Origin of the sequence: Micromonospora sp. M61 (genome assembly GCF_018070245.1) — a bacterium.
GTDB lineage: Bacteria > Actinomycetota > Actinomycetes > Mycobacteriales > Micromonosporaceae > Micromonospora > Micromonospora zamorensis.
In genome coordinates this window covers 104,353-123,342 of the sequence record NZ_JAGPYA010000009.1, presented here as the reverse complement: position 1 = coordinate 123,342, position 18,990 = coordinate 104,353, and the positions used below count along the sequence as shown (strand labels likewise).

The window sequence follows — 18,990 nt, the reverse complement described above, 5'->3', positions numbered from 1 at the left end:
GTGTTCCTCCTTGTCCCGGCGCGTTCAGGCGCGACCGAGCTCACTGCGGATGAAGGCGAACAGTTCCTCGTCGCTGGCTTCTTCGAGCGGTGGTGCCTCCTCGGTGACCGGCTCGACGACGTCGTTGAGGCGGTTGATGAAGGCCTGGAGTCGCAGGACCGTCCGGCTGCGGGTGGTGCTGTCCGGTGTGGACACGGCGAGGCCCGCTTCGAGACGGTCCAGTTCGGCGAAAAGCCCGCCGGTCAGGTCCAGGCCATCGCCGATGACCGTGTGCCGGATATGACCGGCGAGGGCCAGCGCGGTCGGGTGGTCGAATGCGGCCGTGGGCGGCAGGTTGAGGCCGGTGACCCGGCCGAGCCGGTTGCGCAGCTCGACCGCGGTGAGCGAGTCGAAGCCGAGTTCGGTGAAGGCCCGGGTAGGTGGGACGGCTTCCAGGGTGCCGTGCCCCAGGACGGCCGCGACGGTGCCGCGTACCAGGTCGAGGGCCGCCCGATCCTGTTCCGGTTCGGTCAGGGCGCGCCACGCGTCGCGTAGCGCGGCGGTGGCACCGGCGTCCCCGGCCGGGGCCTGCTCCGCCGCCGAGACGGGCACCTCGGGCAGGTCGGTGAGCAGCCGGCTGGGCCGGGTGCCGGTGAAGGCGAGCGCGAACCGGGGCCAGTCGACGTCGGCGAGGACGACCCGGCCGGCCGTGGCTGCCGCAGCCGCCATCGCGTCGAGGGCGGCGTGCGGCGCGAGGGCCTTCAGTCCGTGGCGGCGCAGGCGTTCGTCGCTCCCGGTCCACGGTCCCCAGGCGATCGCGGTGCCGCCGGCCCGCTGTGCGAGTGCTTCCACTGTGGTGGCGGCCACCGCAGCGGCGGCCTGTAGACCGCCGCCCCAGGTGCCGGCGACCGAGGTGAAGACGACGAACGCGTCCAAGTCCTCGTGGATCAGGTCCGTCAGGTGCCGGGCCCGGCGTACCGCCGGGGTGTCCCAGGCGTCGGGGTCGGTGTCGGTCAGGGGCGTGGGGGCGGGCTCGGAGCGGTCGGCGAGGACGACAGCCGTCAGCGCGACGCCGTCGGCCCGGACGCGGGTCAGCAGGTCGGCCAGGTCGGCGCGGTCGTTGCCGGTGCAGGTTTCCAGGGTGACCACGCCGTGGTCCACCTCGGTGATGCTCTCGGTGACGATCACCCGGTCGGCGCCCTCGGCCGCCGCCCAGCGGGCGATGTCGCCGCTGGTGTCGCCGACTACCAGGACCGTGCCGCGCGGGCGCCACCGGCCGACGGGCGCGGGAGCGTGCCGCAGGCGCCGGGCGAGCACCCGGTCGCCGCGAATGGCGAGCTGGTCCTCACCGCCACCGAGCGCGGCGGCGAGGTGCTCGCCGGCCCAGTCGGCGGGTACGTCCAGGAGGCCACCCCAGCGGTGCGGCAGTTCCAGGGCGGCGACCCGGCCCAGTCCCCACACCGCCGCGGCGGACGGGTCGAGCGGGTCACCGGGGTCGGTGGCGACGGCCGCGGTGGTCACCATCCAGAGCGGCGCGTCGACAGCGGCGTCGGCGTACGCCTGGACGAGGACGAGCGCGGCCTCGGGGGTGCCAGCGGACGCGACGGCCCCGGCGATCGGACCGCCGGCGTCGGCCAGGCGGAGCTGGTCGGCCACGGCGGCGCGGTCCAGGCCGAGGACCGGGACGCCACGCACCTCGGCGCCGGACGCGGCGAGGGCTTCAGCGGCGACAGTCGGGTACGCGTCGTCGCCGAGCACCAGCCACGCCCCGCTGACCGTCGTGGCGGTCGGGGTCGTCGGGGTCCACGCCTCCTCGTAGCGCCACGAGTCGCGGGCTCGGGTGGCCCGCCGTTCCTGACGCCAGGCGGTCAGGGCGGGCAGCAGGTCGCTGCCGTCTCCGGTGATACCCAATGGGCTGAGGTCGCCCTCCTCGACGGCCTGCCAGAACTCGCTGTCCACCGGGTCGACGGAGGCCCGCTCGACCGGGGACGGCCAGAAGCGGACGCGCTGGAAGGGGTAGGTGGGCAGGTCGACGCGCCGACCGCCGGGGCTGCACGTGTCCCAGTCGACGGCGACCCCGCGGACGAAGGCGCCGGCCAGAGCCGTCAGGAAGGTGGTGGGCTGGTCCCGGCCGGCGCGTTGCACCGGCACGAAGACCGCATCGGTCACGCAGTCCGCGCCCATCGCCGACAGCACACCGTCCGGGCCGATCTCCACGAACGTGCTGACACCCAGGTTCTCCAGGGTGGCGATGCCGTCGGCGAAGCGAACCGCCTCCCGCACGTGCCGCACCCAGTACGCGGCGTCCTGCGTCTCACCAACCTGCCCCGTCACGTTCGAGACGACCGGAATCCGCGGAGACGCGTAGGTCAACGTCTCCGCAACCTGTGCGAACTCCACCAGCATCGGCTCCATCAACACCGAGTGGAACGCGTGAGAAACCTGGAGCCGCTTCGACTTCTCAAAGTGCGCGGCCACAGATGCCACCTCGTCGGCGGCACCGGACAGCACCACCGAGCGAGGACCATTGACCGCCGCCACGGACACCCCGTCGACCAGCAAAGGCAGCACCTCGGCCTCGGTGGCCCGCACCGCAACCATGACCCCACCAGTGGGCAACGCCTGCATCAACCGACCGCGCGCCGCGACCAGCTTCGCCGCGTCGGCCAGCGACAGCACCCCGGCGACGTGCGCGGCGGCGATCTCCCCGATCGAGTGCCCCACCAGGAAGTCCGGCGTCACACCGAACGACTCGACCAGCCGGAACAGTGCCACCTCGACCGCGAACAGGGCGGTCTGCGTGTAGACGGTCTGGTCCAGCTCGCCGCCGTCGGCGATCACCGCGCGCAACGGCCGGTCGAGGTAACGATCCAGTTCCGCGCAGGCCGCGTCGAACGCCTCGGCGAACACGGGATACGTGGCGGCCAGTTCCAGGCCCATGCCCGGGCGCTGCGACCCCTGCCCGGAGAAGACGAACGCCGTCCGTCCACGCACCGCCGAACCGGTGACCAGCGCGGCATGGTCACCGCCGGCGACCAGGGTGTCAAGCGCCGCGACCAGGGCGTCGGTGTCGGCGCCGACCACCACCGCCCGCTCCTCCAGGACACTGCGGGTGGTGGCGATCGAGTGGATCACGTCCTTCGGATCGGCCCCCGCCGAGAGCCGCTGCCGCAGCCGCGCACCCTGCTCACGCAGCGCGGGCTCGGTACGCGCCGACAGCGGCAGCGCCATCACCGGCGCCTGCTGCTGCTCGGGCTCGGCGGCAACCGACGGCTGCGGGGTTGGCGGTTCCTCCAGCACGGCGTGCGCGTTGGTGCCGCTGAACCCGAACGACGAGATCGCCGCCCGACGCGGCCGGTCGCCGGTCCGCGCCCACGGCTGCTCCTCGGTGAGCAGCGCCACCGCTCCCGCGCTCCAGTCCACGTGCGGGCTGGGCTGGTCGGCGTGCAGCGTACGCGGCAGGGTCTCGTGCCGCATCGCCTCGACCATCTTGATGATGCCGGCGACACCGGCCGCCGCCTGGGTGTGACCGATGTTCGACTTCACCGACCCCAGCCACAGCGGCTGGTCGGTGGACCGACCCTGCCCGTACGTCGCCAGCAGCGCCTGCGCTTCGATCGGGTCGCCGAGTTTCGTTCCGGTGCCGTGCGCCTCCACCACGTCGACGTCGGCGGCCGACACACCCGCGTTGGCCAGGGCCGCCCGGATCACCCGTTGCTGCGACGGTCCGTTCGGGGCGGTCAGCCCGTTCGACGCGCCGTCCTGGTTGACAGCGCTTCCCCGGACCACCGCGAGCACCGGGTGCCCGTTGGCGACGGCGTCGCTGAGCCGTTCCAGCAGGAGCATGCCGACGCCCTCGCCCCAGATCGTCCCGTCCGCGCCAGCGGAGAAGGCCCGGCACCGGGCCGTGGCGGACAGGCCACGCTGGCGGCTGAACTCGATGAACGCGCCCGGGGTCGACATCACTGTGACACCGCCGGCCAGGGCAAGGTCGCACTCGCCCTGCCGCAGGGCCTGACTCGCCCAGTGCAAGGCGACCAGCGACGACGAGCAGGCGGTGTCCACAGTGACCGCAGGGCCCTCCAGCCCGAAGGTGTAGGAGATCCGCCCGGAGACGACGCTCGCCGCGTTGCCGGTGCTCACGTAGCCCTCGGCGGCTTCCTGCTCACCGGTGAGCAGCGGACCGTAGTCGAGGTTGTTGGTGCCGACGAACACCCCGGTCTGGCTTCCGCGCAGCGCGTCGGTCGGCACACCGCCGCGCTCGAACGCCTCCCACGCGGTCTCCAGCAGCAGCCGCTGCTGCGGGTCCATGGCCAGCGCCTCCCGGGGCGAGATGCCGAAGAACCCGGCGTCGAACTCGGTGGCCCCGGCCAGGAAGCCACCCTCGCGGACGTAGGTGGTGCCGACCGCGTCCGGGTCCGGGTCGTAGAGGGCGTCCAGGTCCCAGCCCCGGTCGGTGGGGAAGGCGCCGATGGCGTCACCACCGTCGGCGAGCAACCGCCACAGCTCCTCAGGCGAGCCGATGCCGCCGGGGAAGCGGCAGGACATCGCCACGATCGCGATCGGCTCGTCGGTGCGGCCCGCGACGGCGGCGGCCGGCGTCGCGTCGGTCACCCCGGCAACCTCGTTCTCGAGGTACGCGGCGAGCGCCTCCGGCGTCGGGTGATCGAAGATCAGCGTGGTGGGCAGCCGCAGCCCCGTGGCGGTGCCGAGCCGGTTGCGCAGCTCGACGCCGGTCAGCGAGTCGAAGCCGATCTCGGTGAACGAACGACCGGGGTCCACCGCGTGGGCCGCCGGCAGCCGGAGCACCTCCGCGACGTGTGTCCGCACGGTCTCCAGCACCGCGTGTGTCCGCTCGGTCCCGGTGAGGGCCAGCAGCTCGGTCCGCCAGCCGTCGTCCGTCTCGGATTCCGGCTGGGCGGTGAGGGCGTGGACCTCCGGAACACCGTCGAGCAACGGGCTCGGCCGGACGGCGGTGAACGCCGGGGCGAACGTCGCCCAGTCGACGTCGGCGACGACGATACTCGTACGGTCGTCGGTGACCGCCGAGCGCAGCCCGCGCAGGGCCCGTTCGGGGGCCATCGGGCGCAGGCCGCGTCGGCGCAGTTGCTCGTCCACGGCGTTGTCGGCGGCCATGCCCCCGTCCGCCCACGGGCCCCAGCCGATCGAAATAGCGGTGAGCCCTCGGGAGCGGCGCTGTTCGGCGACCGCGTCCAGGGCGGCGTTGGCGGCCGCGTAGGCGGCGTGGTCTCCGCTGCCCCAGACACCCGCGATGGACGAGAACAGCACGAAGGCGTCCAGCGGCGTGTCGCGGAACAGCTCGTCCAGCTGCGTCGCGCCGAGCACCTTGGCGGCCATGACGTCGGCGATGGCGTCGGCGGTCAGCTCCGCGAGCGGGGCTTGGGTGGCGACGCCTGCGGTGTGCAGCACCGCGGTGACGGTGTCACCCGCCGCGTTCAGATCCGCGACGACCGCACCGAGCGCGTCCCGGTCGGCCAGGTCGACGGCGCTGATCGTGACGCGCGCCCCGGCGGCGGCGAGTTCGTCGCGCAGGTCGAGGGCCCCGGGTGCCGCCTCCCCCCGGCGGCTGAGCAGGACCAGGTGGTCGGCGCCGTGGCCGGCGGCCCACCGGGCGGCGTGCGCGCCCAGCGCGCCGGTGCCGCCGGTGATCAGGACGGTGCCGCGCGGCTGCCAGGGTCGACCCGTACCGGCCGACGGGACGAGTCGCCGGCCGAGGAGCCCGTCGCGGACGGCAATCTGGTCCTCGCCCCCGGAGCCGGTCAGCGCGGCGGCGAGCAACCGTCCGTCGACCGGGCCGGCGGGCAGGTCGACGACGCCGCCCCACCCACGGCGGAGTTCCAGGGCGACGACTCGGCCGAGACCCCAGACGGCCGCGGCGGGCGGGGTGGGCGCCGGGTCGTGCGGGCCGGCGGCCACGGCGCCGCTGGTGATCAGCCAGAGCGGGCTGTCGGTGCGCAGGGACTGGTGGGTCTGCACGGCGTGCAGGGCCTGCGCGGGGTCGTCCACCACGGCGGCCACGCCGGTGACGTCCCGCATCGTGGCCTCGTCTGGGGTGCCGCGCCGCAGGTCCAGGCCGGCTGCGGCGAGGGCGTCCGAGACGCGGGTGTCACCGGCCGGTTCGGCGATCAGCCAGGTCCCGGTGGGTGCGGCGGTCGACGGCAGCGGGGCCCAGTCGATGCCGTAGCGGCCGAGCGCCCCGGCGGTGTTGTCGCGGCGCCAGGAGGCCAGGGCCGGCAGCAGTGGGGTGAGGGCGGCGCTGTCGTCGAGTTTCAGGGTCGCGGTGAGGGCGTCGAGGTCCGCCCGTTCGACGGCGTCCCAGAAGGCGGCGTCGGTGGGGTTCGTCGCCTGGGTGCCGGGCGTCGGCCAGTAGCGCTGGTGTTGGAAGGCGTAGGTGGGCAGGTCGATCAGTTGTCCGCCGGTCAGGCACGGCGTCCAGTCCACCGCGACGCCGCGCACGAAGACCTGCGCCAGGGCGGTGAGCAGGGCGGTCGGTTGGTCGCGGTCAGAGCGTTGCACGGGTACGAACACCGCATCCGTCACACAGTCCGCGCCCATCGCCGAGAGCACCCCGTCCGGGCCGATCTCGACGAACGTCGCGACGCCCAAGCCCTCCAGGGTGGCGATGCCGTCGGCGAACCGGACCGCCTCCCGTACGTGCCGCACCCAGTAGCCGGCGTCCTGCGTCTCCGCGAGCTGCCCGGTCACGTTGGACACGACCGGGATCCGGGGCTGCGCGTAGGTCAACGTTTCGGCGATCTGTGCGAATTCGGCGAGCATGGGCTCCATCAGCACCGAGTGGAACGCGTGGCTGACCCGCAGACGCTTCGACTTCTCGAAGTGGGCGGCGACAGCGGCGACCTCGCCTTCCACGCCGGAGAGCACCACCGAGCGGGGACCGTTGATCGCCGCGACGGACACCCCGTCGGTCAGCAGCGGCAGCACCTCCGCCTCGGTGGCCCGCACCGCGACCATCACCCCACCGGTCGGAAGGGCTTGCATCAGTCGGCCCCGGGCGGCGACCAGCTTCGCCGCGTCGGGCAGGGACAGCACCCCGGAAACATGCGCGGCGGCGATCTCACCGATCGAGTGCCCCACCAGGTAGTTCGGGGTGACGCCGAACGACTCGACCAGCCGGAACAGGGCGACCTCGACGGCGAACAGGGCGGTCTGCGTGTAGACGGTCTGATCCAGTTCGGTTCCCTCGGAGATCACGTCGCGGATCGGACGGTCGAGGTGACGGTCCAGTTCGGCGCACGCCGCGTCGAACGCTTCCGCGTACACCGGGAACGTGTCGTAGAGGTCCAGACCCATGCCCGGCCGCTGCGACCCCTGACCGGAGAACACGAACGCCGCCTTGCCACGCACCACCGATCCGACGACCGGACCCAACTCACCAGCGGCCAGCGCGGCCAGCTCCTCCGACCCGAACACCACCGCCCGATGCGCGTGCAACGACCGCGACGACACCAACGAGAACCCGACATCCACCGGATCCACACCCGCCACCGACGCCAACCGCGACGCCTGACCCCGCAAACCCTCCGGCGACCGGGCCGACAGCACCCACGGCACCATCTCGTTGGTCGGGGGCCTCTCCTGGGCCGGGGCCGCTGTCGAGGGGGGTTCCTCCAGGATGACGTGGGCGTTGGTGCCGGAGATCCCGAACGACGACACCCCCGCCCGACGTGGGCGTCCGTCAGCCGACCACGGCTGGGCCTCGGTCAACAACCGGACCGCACCGGCCGACCAGTCCACCTGCGACGTCGGAGCATCCACATGCAACGTGCGCGGCAACACCCCATGCCGCATCGCCTCAACCATCTTGATGATCCCCGCAACACCCGCCGCGGCCTGCGTATGACCCAGATTCGACTTGATTGAACCGAGCCACAACGGCCGGTCTTCGGGCCGGCCCTGACCATAGGTCGCCAACAACGCCTGCGCCTCGATCGGATCACCCAACCTCGTCGCCGTCCCATGCGCCTCCACCACATCCACATCACCGGCAGACAACCCCGCAGCACCCAACGCCGCCCGAATCACCCGCTGCTGAGACGGACCATTCGGCGCCGTCAAACCATTCGACGCACCATCCTGATTAACCGCACTCCCCCGCACCACCGCCAAAACCCGATGCCCACCCCGCACCGCATCCGACAACCGCTCCACCAACAACACACCCACACCCTCAGACCAACCCGTCCCCTCCGCACCCTCCGCAAACGACCGACACCGACCATCCACCGACAACCCACGCTGCCGCGAAAACTCCACAAAAGCCGACGGCGTCGCCATCACCGTCACCCCACCAGCCAACGCCAACGAACACTCACCACCACGCAACGCCTGCACCGCCAAATGCAACGCCACCAACGACGACGAACACGCCGTATCCACCGTCACCGCCGGACCCTCAAACCCAAACGAATACGAAACCCGACCCGACACCACACTCCCCGAATTACCCGTCCCCAGGAATCCCTCGAGACCGTCGGGGCTCTGCTGTGCGAATGGCCCGTAGTCGTGGTACATCGAGCCGGCGAACACCCCGGTGTCGGATCCGCGCAAGGAATGCGGGTCGATTCCGGCCCGTTCCACGGCTTCCCAGCTCGCCTCCAGCAACAGTCGCTGCTGCGGGTCCATGGCCAACGCCTCGCGCGGTGAGATCCCGAAGAACTCCGCGTCGAACTCGGCGGCGGTGGAGAGGAAGCCACCCCGGCGCGTGTACGAGGTGTCCGTCCGAGACTCGTCCGGGTCGAACAGCGTCTCCAGGTCCCAGCCACGATCGGTCGGGAAGTCGGTGATCCCTTCTCCGTCGGACTCGACCATCCGCCAGAGGCTCTCGGGGGAATCCACCCCACCCGGGAAACGGCAGGCCATCCCGACGATCGCGATCGGCTCATCCACAGCCACCGCCGCCGCCGCAACCGGAACAACCGCAGCCGCCCCAACCAACTCCCCTATCAAGTGATCAACCAGTGCATCCGGAGTCGGATAGTCGAACACCGTCGTCGCCGACAACCGCAACCCGGTCACCGCCGACAACCCATTCCGAAACTCCACCGCCGTCAACGAATCAAAACCCAACTCACCAAACGCCTGACCACCATCCACCGACCACCCCGGCGAATGACCCAAAACCACCGCCACCCGCGACGACACCACACCCAAAAGCACAGCCCGACGAGCCTCATGATCGAGGTCGGCGAGCCGGGCTCGCAGCGACGACGTGTCGGTCGCGGCGGCGGCCACCCTGCGCGCGGGCCGGACCAGGCGCCGCAGGAGCGCGGGCACGCTGCCAGACGCGGCGACCGCCGCGAGGTCCAGGAGGATCGGCACGCTGACCGGCGGTGACGACACACAGCCGGCGTCAAGCAGGGCGAGTCCCTGCTCGGCGGTCAGCGGGAGCACCCCGCCACGGCCGAGGCGCCGCTGGTCGGCGTTCGCGCTCAGGTCGCTGGCGTCGGCCCAGAGCCCCCAGGCGAGAGAGATCGCTGGGAGTCCCAGCCCGTGGCGGTGCTGTGCGAGGGCGTCGAGGAACGCGTTGCCGGCCGCGTACGCGCCCTGGCCCGCGTTGCCGAACACCCCCGCAGCCGACGAGAACAACACGAACGCCGACAACTCCCGATCGCGCGTCAACTCGTGCAGATACCACCCCGCATCCACCTTCGCCTGCAACACCGCCGACAACCGCTCCGCGGACAACCCGGTGACGACGCCGTCGTCGAGCACACCGGCGAGGTGTACGACGCCGGTCAGCTCCGGTGCCTCGGCGATGGCCTGGGACAGTGCGGTCCGATCGGTCGCGTCCGCGGCCACCAGCCGGGCGGACGCACCGAGCCCGGCGAGGTCCGCCAGGAACTCGGTCGCTCCGGGGGATTCCGCGCCGCGACGGCTGACCAGCAACAGGTCGCGCACACCGTGGGTGGTGATCAGGTGTCGCACCACGAGTCGGCCGAGCGTGCCCAACGCGCCGGTGACCAGCACCGTCCCGGTGCCAAAGGAGAACGGGCGCGGTTCCTCGGCCGGCGGTCGGACGAGTCGCGGCACGCTGACCACTCCGCCGCGGATCGCCAGCTGCGGCTCACCGCAGTGCGCGGCGGCGGGGAGCAGCGCAACGGACCCGGGCCCGTCGTCGATGTCGACCAGCACGAACCGGTCCGGGTGTTCGGCCTGGGCGCTGCGCACCAACCCGTGCACGGCGGCACCGGCGAGATCGGTCAACGGCTCGTCGCCGGTCTGCACGGCGTGCCGGGTCGCGACGACCAGCCGCACACCGGCGAGCCGCTCGTCGGCCACCCAGGACTGCAGCACCTCCAGGGCGCGGGTGGTGGCGGCGTGCGCGGCGATCACGGGGTCGGCGGCGGGGCCGGGCTCGGCGTACCAGAGGACAGGGCCGGCCGGCACGCGGCCGGCGGCCAGCGTCGCGGCCAGATCCGCGTGGTCGGTGAGCAGTGTCGCGGGGACGTCGAGCTGGGGGATCGGCGTCCATTCCATCCGGTACGGGCGCAGCGTCGCGCCCGTCGTCGGCGTGTAGGGGCGCAGCACGAGCCGGTCCACTGTGGCGACGGGCCGGTTCTCGGCGTCGCGCAGATCGAGGGTGACCGCGTCGGTGCCGGACCGGCTGATGCGTACCCGGGCCGCGCGCGCCCCGGTGGCGTGCACGGTGACGCCGGTCCAGGAGAACGGGAGGCCGGTCGTGTCGCCGTCGAGGACACCCAGGGCGAGGCCGTGCAGGGCGGCGTCGAGGAGCGCGGGGTGCAGCAGGAAACCGTCCGGGGTGAGGTCGTCGGCGAGGGCCACGTCGGCGAGCAGCTCACCGTCGCGGCGCCACGCACCGTGCAGGCCCCGCAGGTGCGGCCCGTAGTCGAACCCGACCTTCGCGAAGCCGGGGTAGACGCCGTCGACCGACACCTCGTCGGTTGCTCCCGGCGTCCAGTGACCCCGGGTGTCGACCGCCTCGACGGTGGTGAGGGTGCCGGAGGCGTGTCGCTGCCATTCGCCGGTGTCGTCCGGGCGGGCGTAGAGCGTGATGTCGCGCCGCTCGCCGTTCGCGGCCGGGTTGTCCCCGGTGAGCGGGCCGACCACGGCGCGGATGGTCAGGGTGCCGCCGCTGGTGGGCAGCACCATCGGGGCTTCGATGGTGAGTTCGTCGAGGTGGTTCAGGCCGGCGTGGTCGCCGGCGGCCAGTGCGAGGTCGACCAGCGCGGCACCGGGCACCAGCAGTGCGCCGCCGATCACGTGGTCGGCCAGCCAGGGCTGGGCGCGGGCGGAAAGGCGGCCGGTGAGGAGCACGCTGTCCTGCTCGGGCAGGTCGGCGGCGGCGGCCCAGAACGGGTGGTCGACGGTCGCGAGTCCGATGCCGGCCGCGTCGGTGGCGGTGTCGGGCGCGGTCGGCCAGTAGCGCTGGTGTTGGAAGGCGTAGGTGGGTAGGTCGATCAGGCGTCCGCCGGTCAGGCACGGCGTCCAGTCGACCGCGACGCCGCGCACGAAGACCTGAGCCAGGGCGGTGAGCAGGGCGGTCGGTTGGTCCCGGTCAGAGCGTTGCACGGGTACGAACACCGCGTCCGTCACGCAGTCCGCGCCCATGGCCGACAGGACGCCGTCGGGGCCGATCTCCACGAACGTGGTCACGCCTGAGGCTTCCAGGGTGGCGATGCCGTCGGCGAAGCGGACTGCTTCCCGCACGTGTCGCACCCAGTAGTCGGCGTCCTGCGTGTCCGCGACCTGCCCGGTCAGGTTCGACACCAACGGGATCCGGGGCTGCGCGTAGGTCAACGACCCCGCCACCTGCGCGAAGTCGGCGAGCATCGGCTCCATCAGCACCGAGTGGAACGCGTGACTGACCCGCAGCCGCTTCGACTTCTTGAAGTTCGCCGCCACCGCGGCGACCTCGCCTTCCGTGCCGGAGAGCACCACGGAACGCGGACCGTTGATAGCCGCGACGGACACGCCGTCGGTCAGCAGCGGCAGCACCTCAGCCTCGGTGGCCCGAACCGCGACCATCACCCCGCCCGTCGGCGATGCCTGCATCAGCCGGCCTCGGGCCGCGACCAGCTTCGCGGCGTCGGGCAGGGACAGCACCCCGGCCACGTGCGCCGCCGCGATCTCACCGATCGAGTGCCCCACCAGGTAATCCGGGGTGACGCCGAACGACTCGACCAGGCGGAACAGGGCGACCTCGACCGCGAACAGGGCGGTCTGGGTGTAGACGGTCTGATCCAGTTCGGTTCCCTCGGCGATCACGTCGCGGATCGGCCGGTCGAGGTGGAGGTCCAGTTCGGCGCAGGCCGCATTGAACGCCTCGGCGAACACCGGGAACGACGACGCCAACTCCAGACCCATGCCCGGCCGCTGTGACCCCTGACCGGAGAACACGAACGCCGTCTTCCCGCGCACCACCGACCCGGTGACCGGACCCGACTCACCAGCGGCCAGCGCCGCCAGTTCCTCCGGCCCGAACACCACCGCCCGATGGGCGTGCGTCGTACGGTGTGCAGCCAGGGTGAACCCGACATCCACCCGGTCCGCCTCCACCGACACGAGCCGGGAGGCCTGCCCCTGCAACGCCTCCGGCGACCGGGCCGACAGCACCCACGGCACCACCTCGGGTGCTTCCGGCTTCGCCTCGGAGGAGACGTCGACGGTGGGCGGCTCTTCGATGATGACGTGGGCGTTGGTGCCGGAGATCCCGAAGGACGACACCCCAGCCCGGCGTGGGCGTCCGTCGGCCGACCACGGCTGGGCCTCGGTCAACAGCCGAACCGCACCGGCCGACCAGTCCACCTGCGACGTCGGAGCATCCACATGCAACGTGCGCGGCAACACCCCATGCCGCATCGCCTCAACCATCTTGATGATCCCCGCAACACCCGCCGCGGCCTGCGTATGACCCAGATTCGACTTGATTGAACCGAGCCACAACGGCCGGTCTTCGGGCCGGCCCTGACCATAGGTCGCCAACAACGCCTGCGCCTCGATCGGATCACCCAACCTCGTCGCCGTCCCATGCGCCTCCACCACATCCACATCACCGGCAGACAACCCCGCAGCACCCAACGCCGCCCGAATCACCCGCTGCTGAGACGGACCATTCGGCGCCGTCAAACCATTCGACGCACCATCCTGATTAACCGCACTCCCCCGCACCACCGCCAAAACCCGATGCCCACCCCGCACCGCATCCGACAACCGCTCCACCAACAACACACCCACACCCTCAGACCAACCCGTCCCCTCCGCACCCTCCGCAAACGACCGACACCGACCATCCACCGACAACCCACGCTGCCGCGAAAACTCCACAAAAGCCGACGGCGTCGCCATCACCGTCACCCCACCAGCCAACGCCAACGAACACTCACCACCACGCAACGCCTGCACCGCCAAATGCAACGCCACCAACGACGACGAACACGCCGTATCCACCGTCACCGCCGGACCCTCAAACCCAAACGAATACGAAACCCGACCCGACACCACACTCCCCGAATTACCCGTCCCCAAAAAGCCCTCGAGACCATCGGGGCTCTGCTGTGCCAGGCCGGCGTAGTCGTGGTACATCAGACCGGCGAACACTCCCGTGTCCGATCCGCGCAAGGAGGACGGTTCAATTCCGGCCCGCTCCAACGCCTCCCAACTCGCCTCCAGCAACAACCGCTGCTGCGGGTCCATGGCCAACGCCTCACGCGGCGAAATGCCGAAGAACTCGGCGTCGAAATCGGCCGCGTTCGGCAGGAAACCGCCCCGGCCCGTCAGGGACGTCTCCGCCAGCGTCTCCAGATCCCAACCGCGATCCGTAGGGAAGTCGCCTGTCCCCTCACCGTCGGACTCGACCAACCGCCAGAGGCTCTCGGGAGAGTCCACGCCACCCGGGAAACGGCAGGCCATCCCGACGATCGCGATCGGCTCATCCACAGCCACCGCCGCCGCAACCGGAACAACCGCAGCCGCCCCGACCAACTCACCTATCAAGTGATCAACCAGCGCGTCCGGAGTCGGATAGTCGAACACCGTCGTCGCCGACAACCGCAACCCGGTCACCGCCGCCAACCCATTCCGAAACTCCACCGCCGTCAACGAATCAAAACCCAACTCACCAAACGCCTGACCACCATCCACCGACCACCCCTGCGGATGACCCAGAACCACCGCCACCCGCGACGACACCACCTCCAAAAGAACAGCCCGCCGAGCCGCATGATCGAGGTTCGCGAGGCGGTCACGCAGCGGCGCGGAGGCCGCAGCGGTACGACGGACGCGTACCAGGTGCTGGAGGACGGCCGGGACGGCCCCGGCTGCCCGGATCGCCCGCAGGTCGAGCCGCACCGGCACGGTGACGGCCGTGTCCTCGGCAGCCGCCCGGTCGAAGAGCGCGAGGCCCTGCTCCGCGGTGAGTTCCCGGGCGCCGCCCCGGAGGAGGCGTTCCCGGTCGGCGGCGTCGATGCCGGCCGCCATGCCTACGTCCCAGGGTCCCCAGGCCAGCGAGGTGCCCGGCAGTCCGAGCCCGTGGCGGTGCTGTGCGAGGCCGTCGAGGAACGCGTTGCCGGCCGCGTACGCGCCCTGGCCCGCGTTGCCGAACACCCCCGCAGCCGACGAGAACAACACGAACGCCGACAACTCCCGATCCCGCGTCAACTCGTGCAGATACCACCCCGCATCCACCTTCGCCCGCAACACCGCCGACAACCGCTCCGCGGACAGCCCGGTGACGACGCCGTCGTCGAGCACACCGGCCGCGTGCACCACGCCGGACAGCTCCGGGGCGTCGGCGACCACCTCGGCCAGTGCCGCCCGGTCGGCCACGTCCACCGCGACCAGCCGCGCGGACGCTCCCAGCTCGGACAACTCCGCCAGGAGTTCCGCCGCACCCGGTGCGTCAGCGCCACGGCGGCTCAGCAGCAGCAGGTCACGTACGCCATGCGCCGTTACCAGGTGCCGCGCCACGTACCGGCCGAGCTGCCCGGTGGCGCCGGTGACCAGCACCGTGCCGTCGGCCAGATCGAGAGCCCGCGGCTCGGTGCCGGACGGTGGTCGGGTGAGCCGTGGCGTGGTCGCGTCGCCGTCGCGCAACGCGGCCTGCGGCTCCCCGGTGGCGAGCAGCCCCGGCAGTGCCGCCTCGGACTCGTCCGTGCCGTCGACGTCGACCAGGACGACGCGACCGGGGTGCTCGGACTGAGCCGCCCGGACGAGTCCCCAGACGGCTGCGGCCCCGGGGTCGGTGACCGGCTCGCCGGCAGTGGCGACCGCGCCGGTCGTGACGACGACCAGCCGTTCGCCTTCCTGCGGTCCGGCGCCCAGCCAGGACTGGAGGGTTTCCAGGACGGCGGCGGCGCGGTCGTGGGTGCCGGTGACGACGTCGTTGCCGGCGGGGTCGACCCGGTGGATCACCACCGGGCCGGTGACGCTCGCGGCGGACGGCGCCAGCGGAAGCCAGCCGAGGTGCAGCAGCGCGTCGGCGGTGGCGGCGCCGACGGTCGGGGTGGTGAGCGGGCGCAGGACGAGACGGTCGACGGTGAGGACCGGCTGGCCGGTGGCGTCGGTGAGGTCCAGTCGGACGGCGTCGGCGCCGAGGGAGCGGATCCGGGCGCGGACGGCGGCGCCGCCGATCGCGTGCAGGGTGACGCCGGACCAGCTGAAGGGCACGCTGGCGCCGTCGGCGTGGGCGGGCAGCAGGTCACCGGCGCCGATGGCGTGCAGGGCGGCGTCGAGGGCCGCCGGGTGCAGCTGGAAGCCTTCGGTCTGCACGGTGTCGTCGAAGGCGATGTCCGCGTACACCTGCTCGTGGTCACGCCACGCGGCGCGCAGCGCGCGGAAGGTCGGGCCGTAGACCAGGCCGCGGTCGGCGAAGGCCTCGTAGAGGCCGTCCAGGGCGACGGCGGCCGCGCCGGACGGCGGCCAGGTGGTCGGCGGCGGGTTCGCCGCGCCACGGTCAGGCATGAGTACGCCGGCGGCGTGCTCGACCCACGACTCGCCGTCGGGGCTCGCGTGGATGCCGACGGCACGACGCCCGTCGGTGTCGGCGGGTCCGACCCGGACCTGGACGTGCACGGCGTCGCTGCCGAGGGTGAGCGGTGTTCCGGTGGTGAGTTCCTCGACCCGGTCGCAGCCGACCCGGTCGCCGGCGGCGAGGGCCAGGTCGACGAGGGCCGCTCCGGGGACGACGACCGTCCCGGAGAGGGCGTGGTCGGCGAGCCAGGGCTGGGTGGCGAGAGTCCACCGGCCGGTGACGACGAGTTCGTCCGCGCCGGCGAGGGTGATGGCGGTGTCCAGCATCGGGTGGCCGGTGCCGCCGCTGCCGGTGGGCGTGCCGGTGCCGACCGGCCAGAAACGCTGATGGTGGAAGGCGTAGGTGGGCAGGTCGACGCGCCGCGCGCCGGGGTAGCAACCGGTCCAGTCGACCGCGACACCGCGCACGAAGGCCTGGGCGAGGGCGGTCAGCAGCGTGGTCGGTTGGTCGCGGTCAGAGCGTTGCACGGGTACGAACACCGCGTCGCTGACGCAGTCCGCGCCCATGGCCGACAGGACCCCGTCCGGGCCGATCTCGACGAACGTCGCGACGCCCAGGCCCTCCAGGGTGGCGATGCCGTCGGCGAAGCGGACCGCTTCCCGCACGTGCCGCACCCAGTACGCCGCATCCTGCGCCTCCGCGACCTGCCCGGTCACGTTGGACACGACCGGGATCCGCGGCTGCGCGTAGGTCAACGAACCCGCGACCTGAGCGAACTCGGCCAGCATCGGCTCCATCAGCACCGAGTGGAACGCGTGGCTCACGCGCAGGCGCTTGGACTTCTTGAAGTTCGCCGCCACCGCGGCGACCTCGTCGGCGGCACCAGACAGCACCACCGAGCGGGGACCGTTGATGGCGGCGATGGACACCCCGTCGGTCAGCAGCGGCAGCACCTCGGCCTCGGTGGCCCGCACCGCGACCATCACCCCACCGGCCGGCAGTGCCTGCATCAGCCGGCCTCGGGCCGCGACCAGCTTCGCGGCGTCGGCCAGGGACAGCACCCCGGACACGTGCGCGGCGGCGATCTCACCGATCGAATGTCCGACCAGGTAGTCCGGGGCGACGCCGAACGACTCGACGAGGCGGAACAGAGCGACCTCGACGGCGAACAGGGCGGTCTGCGTGTAGACGGTCTGGTCCAGGTCGTCGCCCTCGGCGATCACCTCGCGGATCGGGCGGTCGAGGTGGAGGTCCAGCTCCGCGCAGGCCGCGTCGAACGCCTCCGCGAACACCGGGAACGTGGACGCCAACTCCAGGCCCATACCCGGCCGCTGCGACCCCTGACCGGAGAACACGAACGCCGTCTTCCCGCGCACCACCGACCCGATGATCGGCCCCGGCTCACCGTTGGCCAGCGCCGCCAGTTCCTCCGGCCCGAACACCACCGCGCGCTGCGGGTGTGCCGTGCGGTGCGCGGCCAGGGTGAACCCGACATCCACCGGGTCGGCCTCCACCGGCACGAGCCGGGCGGCCTGCCCGCGCAACGCCTCCGGGGAGCGCGCCGAGATCACCCATGGCACCACCCCGCCGGCCGGGGGCCGCTCCCCCGCCGGGACGGCGGCCGGCGCGGGCTCTTCGAGGATGATGTGGGCGTTGGTGCCGGACACGCCGAACGAGGAGACACCCGCGCGGCGGGGTCCGGGGCGTTGCGGCCACGGCTGGGGCTCGGCGGCGACGCGGACCGCTCCGGCGGTCCAGTCGACGTGCGTGGACGGCTGGTCGGCGTGCAGGCTGCGGGGAATCCGGCCGTGGCGCATCGCCATGACCATCTTGATGATGCCGGCGACACCGGCGGCGGCCTGGGTGTGGCCGATGTTCGACTTGACCGAGCCGAGCCACAGCGGCTGGTCGGCCGGACGGTCCTGACCGTAGGTGGCCAGCAGCGCCTGCGCCTCGATCGGGTCGCCCAGCGTCGTGCCGGTGCCGTGGGCCTCGACCGCGTCGACGTCGGCGGTGCCCAGGCCGGCGTTGGTCAGCGCGGCCCGGATGACGCGTTGCTGCGACGGCCCGTTCGGGGCGGTCAGGCCGTTCGAGGCGCCGTCCTGGTTGACCGCGCTCCCCCGCACCACGGCGAGCACCGGGTGCCCGTTGCGGACCGCGTCGGAGAGCCGCTCCACCAGCAGCATGCCGACGCCTTCACCCCAACCGGTTCCGTCGGCGTCGTCGGAGAACGGCTTGCAGCGGCCGTCCGGGGCGAGGCCCCGCTGGCGGGAGAAGGCCAGGAACGCTCCGGGGGTGGCCATCACCGTGACGCCGCCGGCCAGCGCGAGGTCACACTCACCCTGGCGCAGCGCCTGGGCGGCCAGGTGCAAGGCGACCAGGGACGACGAGCAGGCGGTGTCGACGGTGACGGCGGTGCCCTCAAGGCCGAACGTGTAGGCGATCCGGCCGGACGCGATGCTGCCGGTGCTGCCGGTGCCCAGCGAACCCTCAGCGGAGTCGCCCAGCTCGCCGACCAGCGCGGCATAGTCGTGGTACATCACCCCGGTGAAGACCCCGGTCCGGCTGCCCTTGAGGGCGACCGGGTCGACCCCGGCGCGCTCGAAGGCCTCCCAGGACGTCTCCAGCAGCAGGCGCTGCTGCGCGTCGGTGGCCAGCGCCTCCCGAGGTGAGATGCCGAAGAACGCGGGGTCGAAGTCACCGGCGTCGTGCAGGAAGCCACCGTGCCTGGTGTACGACGTACCGGGGTGGTCCGGGTCGGGGTGGTAGAGCTTCTCCACCTCCCAGCCGCGTTCGGCGGGGAACTCCCCGATGGCGTCGACACCCGAGTCGACGAGCTGCCACAGCGACTCCGGGGAGTCCACGCCACCGGGGAACCGGCAGCTCATGGCGATGATGGCGATCGGCTCGCGGTGCCGGGCCTCCACTTCCTGCAACCGCTCGCTGGTCTCGTGCAGTTCGGCGGTGACGCGCTTGAGGTATTCGCGGAGCCGATCTTCGTTCGCCATGGGAATCACCTGTCCGAGAGAGTGTGCGAGCCG

At 72.2% G+C, this 18,990-nt stretch carries 1 protein-coding gene; it reads right to left on the bottom strand.

Going from position 1 to position 18,990, the window contains the following annotated elements:
* Positions 1-24: 24 nt before the first annotated feature.
* A complete protein-coding gene (locus tag KBX34_RS33430) occupies positions 25-18,966 on the bottom strand; it encodes a type I polyketide synthase (RefSeq protein ID WP_374223666.1) in 18,942 nt (6,313 codons plus the stop codon).
* Between the last annotated feature and the right edge of the window lie 24 nt (positions 18,967-18,990).